This is a genomic window from Brockia lithotrophica (assembly GCF_003633725.1).
In the GTDB taxonomy this organism is placed as follows: Bacteria; Bacillota; Bacilli; order Thermicanales; family DSM-22653; genus Brockia; species Brockia lithotrophica.
This window is the reverse complement of record NZ_RBIJ01000002.1, coordinates 1-6,499: the sequence shown is the minus strand read 5'-3', so window position 1 is coordinate 6,499 and position 6,499 is coordinate 1. Positions and strand designations below refer to the sequence as shown.

Below are 6,499 nucleotides of genomic sequence, written 5' to 3'. Positions count from 1 at the left end.
GTTTGCCGGTGTGGCGGAATTGGCAGACGCGCGCGACTCAAAATCGCGTGGGGTGACCCCCCGTGCAGGTTCGACCCCTGTCACCGGCACCAAGTCTATCGGAAGTATTTTTTGCTGTATCCTACCGCCCTCCAGAAAAGAAGCACGCCCCTCTAGGGGCGTGTTTTTCGTTTTCGCCGCGGGTTTGCCTCGGGAATCTTGGGCGAGATATTTTGCGCGATCTGAGGTACGATGATCGTAGGAGAGCTCCACGGTGACGTGTGCAAGGGGGCCGGCGACGTGCATCGACAGGTAGACGTTCCCGACGTTCTCTTCATCTTTTTCGGGGCAACGGGAGATCTTGCCCGTCGCAAGCTCTACCCCGCCCTCTACGAACTTTGGAGAAGCGGGGAGCTACGGGGACGCATGGCCGTAGTCGGGGTATCTCGCCGTCCGTTTGACGACGAGGCCTATCGCGAGTTCGTGCGCAAGGCGGTAAACGAATACCGTCCTTTTGCCCTGTACGGGGAGGCGGCGAGTTCATTTTTGGAGCGCTTTTTCTTTCTGTCCGCCGATGTGGGCAAGCCCGAAGAGACTGCGAAGCTCGCGGCCCGCATCGCCGAGGTCGAGGAAAGATTTTCTCTGTCCGGGAACCGCGTGTTTTACCTCTCCATCGCCCCCCAGCACTTTGCTCCCATTGCCCAGAGCCTGCGGACGAGCGGCCTTCTCGAGAGCCGGGGATTTCGCCGCGTGGTAATCGAGAAGCCCTTCGGGTGGGACCTCCGTTCCGCCCGGGAACTCAACGCCGCGCTTCTCGGCGCCTTCGACGAACGGGACATCTACCGCATCGACCACTACTTGGGGAAGGCGATGGTGCAGAACATCGCCGTTCTCCGCTTTGCCAACCTCCTCTTCGAACCCTTGTGGAACCGCCACTACATCGCCCAGGTGGAGATCACCGCCACCGAGACGGTGGGCGTGGGCGACCGCAAAGGGTACTACGAGGCGGCCGGTGCGCTTAGGGACATGGTGCAAAACCACATCCTCCAGATGGTCGCCATGGTGGCGATGGAGCCGCCCGGACGTTTCGAACCCGAAGCGATCCGCGACGAAAAGGTGAAGGCTCTTCGGAGCCTCCGGATCTATCGTCCGGAAGAAGTCCCCCTCTTCGTCGTCCGTGGCCAATATCGTTCGGGTGTCACCCTCGGCGAGGCCGTCCCCGGGTACCGGGAGGAGATCGGAAACCCCTCTTCCACGACGGAAACCTATGTCGCGGCCGTGCTCTTTCTCGAGAACTTTCGCTGGTGGGGCGTCCCCTTCCTCGTGCGCACGGGCAAACGCCTGGCGCGCAAACGGACGGACATCGTGATCCACTTCCACACCCTACCGCTTACGGTGAAGGCGCTTTCTGGAATCGAGGGCGAAGAACTCGCCCCCAACCGCCTCATCCTTCGCGTGCAGCCGGACGAGGGGATTTTCCTCACCTTCAACGTGCGCGCATCGCGCTCTCCCTTTCAGCTCGTTCCCACGGCCATGGAACTTTCCCGCGGTGAGGCCATAGGCTTCAACACCCCTGAGGCGTACGAGCGCCTCCTCTACGACGTCGTCGTTGGCGACCCTACGAACTTCACCCGTTGGGACGAAGTCGAGGCCGCCTGGCGTTGGGTCGATCCGATCGCCGAATTCTTTGCAGCGGCCGGCGAGGAGGGTCTCGCCTTTTACCCGGCAGGCTCGGAAGGCCCAGAAGAAGCCCAGCGCATCGCCCGCAGACACGGGCTTCCGTTTACCTCTCTCGTGGACGAACGGGCACCCGTCCTCCCCTAAGCGGATGCCTTTGTCGGTGAGGGGAAGCGGGGGCGCGGTTCGGGCAAGCGGGTTCTTTTCCACCCGTATCGCGGAAAGGAGGATGACCGGTGCGCGTGTACGACGTGTCGCGTCCTATTCACCCGGAGATGTTCACGTACAAGGATAAAGAAGAAAAACGTCCACGCTTTACGGTCGTCCGCGACTTCGCCGCCGACGGAAGCGGCGCCCGGGAAACGCGCATCGATCTGGACGTGCACACCGGCACACACCTCGACGCCTCGCTCCACATGCTTCCGGAAGGCCCCGCGGTTCACGCCCTTGCCCCCGAACGGTTCTTCGGCATCGCGTATGTGGCGGACTTCGCCGATCGGGAAGGCGGGATCGGCGCCGCGGTCTTGCGCGAACGGCTGCACGCCCTCGTAGCCGTTCCCTCTGCTGCCCCGTCTTCCGAGCAAGGAGAAGCCTGGCGCGCGGAGCTCCGCGGAACTTTCGTCCTCCTTCGGACGCGGAGTTCGCTCGTGGAACGCTTCCTCTGGGACTTTCCCTACCTCGCCGCCGACGGGGCGGAGTTTTTGGCGGGTTTGCAGGTTCGGGGCGTCGGGATCGACGCGCTCGGGATCGAGCGCGACCAACCCGGCCACCCGACGCACAAGATCCTCTTGAGCCGCGGAATTGCGATTTACGAAGGGTTGAACCTCGCCGAGGTTCCCGAAGGGGTGTACGCCTTTTTTGCCCTGCCTCTTTCCCTCGTCGACGTCGAGGCATCGCCCGTTCGAGCCGTGCTCATAGACGATCCGGAGCTCGTTGCCTACTTTTCCAAGCGAAAGGGGTTGTCTGCATGACCCGGCGTTCGCCCCAAGAAGCCCTCGAACGTCTTCTCACGCGCCAGCGCGAGCTCGCGCACATCGGTCAGGCGCGATCGCTCATGGCGTGGGACCTTCAGACGATGATCCCCCCGGAGGGCGTACCCGCCCGTGCGCGGGCGGTTGCCACCCTTGCAGCTTACGGGCACCGCATGCTCACGGATCCGGAAACAGACGCCGACGTCGCCGTCCTCGAAGAGGCGGCCCGCGACGGGAGACTGTCCGGCCCACCGGCGCGCATGGCCGTGGTTCTCCGGCGGGAGATCGACCGCCTGCGCAAAATCCCTGAGGACCGCTACCGCCGTTTCGCCGAGCTGACCGCGAACGGGGAAGCCGTATGGCGCCGGGCGCGCGCCGAAGACCGGTTTGCGGACTTCGCTCCGCTTCTCGAGGAAATCGTCGGCCTCCTTCGCGAGTTCGTCGAGCGCTGGGGCTACCGCGGACATCCGTACAACGCCTTGCTCGACGTGTACGAACCCGGGCTCACCGTCGCCCGCCTCGACTTCCTCTTCGCCCGCCTCGAGGAAGGGCTCACCTCCCTCCTCGCGCGCATCGAACGAAGCGGGAAGGAGATCCCCGACGCCTTCCGCGGCGGCCCTTTCCCCCGCGCCGCACAGGAAGCCTTTCTCCGGGAAGTCCTCGAGGCGATCGGCTTTTCCTTCGCCCGCGGCCGTCTCGATACGAGCGCCCACCCCTTTACGATGGGGATTCACCCCACGGACGTGCGGCTTACAACGCGCTATGCCGAGGACGATCTCGCCTACGCCTTGTACTCGGCGGTCCACGAAGGCGGCCACGCGATCTACGAACAAAATCTGCCGGAGGAACTCGAACCCTACGTCCTGATGAGTGCGGCTTCCCTGGGCGTTCACGAGTCACAGTCGCGGTTTGCGGAAAACGTCCTCGCGCGAAGCGCCCCCTTTTGGGAGTACTTTGCGCCGCGCCTCGTCGCCCACTTTCCGTCCCTCGCCGGACGTACACCCGAAGAATTTTTCCGCGCGGCCAATCGCGTCGCCCGTTCCTTCATCCGCACGGAAGCCGACGAAGTCACCTACAACCTCCACGTCCTCCTCCGCTACCGGTTGGAAAAGGACCTCATCGCCGGAACACTCGCCGTACGCGAACTTCCCGAAGCTTGGCGCGCGGAGATGCGGAAGCTCCTCGGAATCGAACCGCCCACGGACCGCGAGGGTGTCCTTCAGGACGTGCACTGGTCCCACGGCATGGTCGGGTACTTTCCCTCGTACACCTTGGGCAACGTCTACGCCGCAGAACTCCTCGAGGCCCTCCTTCGCGACGTGCCGGACCTTTGGGAACGCGTGCGCGTGGGCGACTTTGCGCCGATTCTCTCCTGGCTTCGGGAGCGCGTTCACACCCAGGGGAACCTCTACGATCCTCCCGAGCTCCTCGAGCGGGCGACGGGGAAGGCTCCGGGTCCGGAGGCGCTCCTCCGCTATCTCGAGGCGAAAATGGCGGAGGTGTACGGGCTTTAGACTCGGACGCGGCATCGGCTTCGCCTCCCTTCTTCGGAGGTTAGCCCGACCCGCCAAGGGCGGCGGACTTTCCGTTCTCGCTTGGTGTACAATGAAGCCAATCCGTCCGGTCTGCGGTTCCGGACGGCTCCGAGACGAGTGTCGCGGGGAGCGGTAACCGGATGCGCGTAGTCGAAGACACCCTCGACCTCATCGGGCACACGCCCCTCGTTCGTCTCAGGCGCTTTTCCCCGGATGGACGTCGGATTTACGTAAAGCTCGAAACCCACAATCCCGGCGGAAGTGTGAAGGATCGGGCGGCACGGGCGATGATCGAACGGGCGGAAGCGGAAGGGCGGATTCGTCCGGGGGAGACGACCCTCGTCGAGGCGTCTTCCGGCAATACGGGTATCGGCCTTGCGGTCGTCGCCGCCGTAAAGGGGTACCGGCTCGTGCTCGTCATGCCGGAACACATGCCGCGCGAGCGCCGCCTTCTCCTCGAGGTGTACGGAGCGAAGGTCGTACTCACGCCGGCGGAGTTGGGAATGGAGGGGGCCGTGCGCGAGGCGGAAAGGATCGCCCGGAATCTCCCCAACGCCTTTCTCGTCTCGCAGTTCGACAATCCAGCGAACCCCCTGGCGCACGCAACCACTACGGCGCGAGAGTTGCTCGCCCAGATGGGCGCCTTGGAAGACGTTCGCGCAGTAGTCGTGGGCGTGGGAACGTCCGGGACCTTGCGGGGACTCGTCGAGGGACTACGTCCTTTTCGGCCGAACCTCAAGTTCGTCGCCGTGGAACCCCTGGGCTCTCCGGTGCTCTCCGGAGGTCCGGCTGGAAATCACGCGATTTACGGGATCGGCGCGGGGTTTGTTCCGCCCCTCTATCCCCGAGACGCCGTGGACGAGGTCGTTGCCGTGTCCGACGAAGACGCGTACGGCACGGTGCTCCGCGTCGCGCGAACGGAGGGACTTTTTCTCGGACCGTCCTCCGGCGCGGTTCTCTTCGCCGCCGAAAGGCTGGCCCAAGCACTTCCGCCAGGGAGTGCAGTGGTCGCCCTCGCTCCGGACGGAGGCGAACGCTACTTGAGCGCGTGGGAGCGACGCTTGCCGCCGGAGGAACCGTAGTCCGAGGCGCGGATATCCGAGCAAGGGCGAGATTTGGCAACCTGCCACGACTGCCGATAGGAACGGCCGGGTGAGGGGGAGGACGGTGAAGACGTTTGCTCTCGTAACGCGGGGAGACGGAGACAGCGAGAAGCTCGCCCAGAGGATCCGCGATGCACTTTTAGAGGAAGGGTGGAGCGAGAGCGAGTATCCGGAACTATGCGTTGCCGTGGGCGGGGACGGCACGATGCTCGAGGCCTTTCACACGTACTACCCGAAGTACCCGCAGGTGGCCTTCGTGGGGTTGCATACGGGACGCCTCGGGTTCTACGCGGACTGGAAGCGCCACGAGGTGGCCTGGCTCATCGAGCTCATCCTTCACGAAACCCCGCGAATCGTGGAGTATCCGCTCGTGCGGGTGGAAATCGAAATCGAAGACGGGACGTACCTTCGCTTTCTCGCCCTCAACGAAATCATCGTCCGAAGCCCCTCCCTCCGTACCCTCGTGCTAGACGTCTGGCTAAACGCCAAGCGGTTCGAGACATTTCGCGGTGACGGCCTCATCCTCGCCACCCCCTCGGGTTCGACGGCGTATACCCACTCCGTGGGAGGCAGCGTAATCCATCCCTCCCTCGAAGTTCTTCAGCTGTCCGAAATCGCGGGCGTAAACAACATCGAGTACCGTACGCTCGGCAGGTCGCTCGTGATTCCGAGCCATCACGTGCTCGACCTCTTTCCCCTCGACGAAGGTCGAGAGCTCCTCATCGGAGTAGACGGCCGTGCCCACCACATCGCGAAGGTTCGGCGGATCCGCGGAAAGGTAGCGGAAGAAAAGGTCCGCTTCGCCCGCTACCGCCCGTTTCCCTTTTGGCAGCGTGTCCGGGAAAAGTTTCTCGGGGACGGTTGAGTGCGGGGCAAAGGGGGAGGGAAAAAAAGAGTGGCGAACTTCGTTTCTCCCCCTTGACATCGTCTGATCCCCCTGCTATAGTATCTATTGCTGTCGCGAGAGGCGAAGGCTCCTTGAAAACAGAACAGTCTACACGAGCCCTAGAAGGAACGGAGAGGGTGTCTTAGGGGACTAAGGCACCTTTGACAGACCTAGCCGGCCGGTTCTCGAGGGCGCCCCTTTTTGGGGAGAAGTCCTTAGGGGGGTAGCCGGAGGGGGCGGTTGGGCTAGGGATTTTACGGAGAGTTTGATCCTGGCTCAGGACGAACGCTGGCGGCGCGCCTAATACATGCAAGTCGAGCGGGGTAGCGCAAGCTACCTAGCGGCGGA

Annotated in this window: 5 protein-coding genes, 1 tRNA gene and 1 rRNA gene; all 7 read left to right on the top strand. The window is 63.6% G+C overall.

Features of this window, described 5'->3' with window-relative positions; all coding sequences use genetic code 11:
- The first annotated feature begins 4 nt into the window (after window positions 1-4).
- A tRNA-Leu gene (locus C7438_RS03965) sits at window positions 5-92 on the top strand.
- Between the two features lie 187 nt (window positions 93-279).
- Window positions 280-1,803 (top strand): glucose-6-phosphate dehydrogenase, encoded by a 1,524-nt coding sequence (zwf, locus tag C7438_RS03960; RefSeq protein WP_170143558.1) that lies wholly within the window; start codon window positions 280-282, stop codon window positions 1,801-1,803.
- An 89-nt stretch (window positions 1,804-1,892) separates the two neighbouring features.
- Complete coding sequence (locus C7438_RS03955) at window positions 1,893-2,627, top strand: cyclase family protein (RefSeq protein WP_121444092.1); 735 nt, start codon at window positions 1,893-1,895, stop codon at window positions 2,625-2,627.
- Window positions 2,624-4,141, top strand: a complete 1,518-nt coding sequence (locus C7438_RS03950) for a carboxypeptidase M32 (RefSeq protein ID WP_121444091.1) — start codon at window positions 2,624-2,626, stop codon at window positions 4,139-4,141. The genes C7438_RS03955 and C7438_RS03950 overlap by 4 nt, the downstream gene beginning before the upstream one ends.
- A gap of 161 nt (window positions 4,142-4,302) precedes the next feature.
- A complete protein-coding gene (cysK, locus tag C7438_RS03945) occupies window positions 4,303-5,244 on the top strand; it encodes a cysteine synthase A (RefSeq protein ID WP_121444090.1) in 942 nt (313 codons plus the stop codon).
- Window positions 5,245-5,329: 85 nt separating this feature from the next.
- On the top strand, window positions 5,330-6,130 hold the full coding sequence (locus C7438_RS03940) for an NAD kinase (RefSeq protein WP_121444089.1): 801 nt from the start codon (window positions 5,330-5,332) through the stop codon (window positions 6,128-6,130).
- Between the two features lie 274 nt (window positions 6,131-6,404).
- Window positions 6,405-6,499, top strand: a 16S ribosomal RNA gene (locus tag C7438_RS03935); the annotation flags it as partial.

Coding starts and splice junctions, on each gene's coding strand:
- cysK (WP_121444090.1), top strand. CDS start 4,303: ATGCGCGTAGTCGAAGACACCCTCGACCTCATCGGGCACACGCCCCTC.
- C7438_RS03950 (WP_121444091.1), top strand. CDS start 2,624: ATGACCCGGCGTTCGCCCCAAGAAGCCCTCGAACGTCTTCTCACGCGC.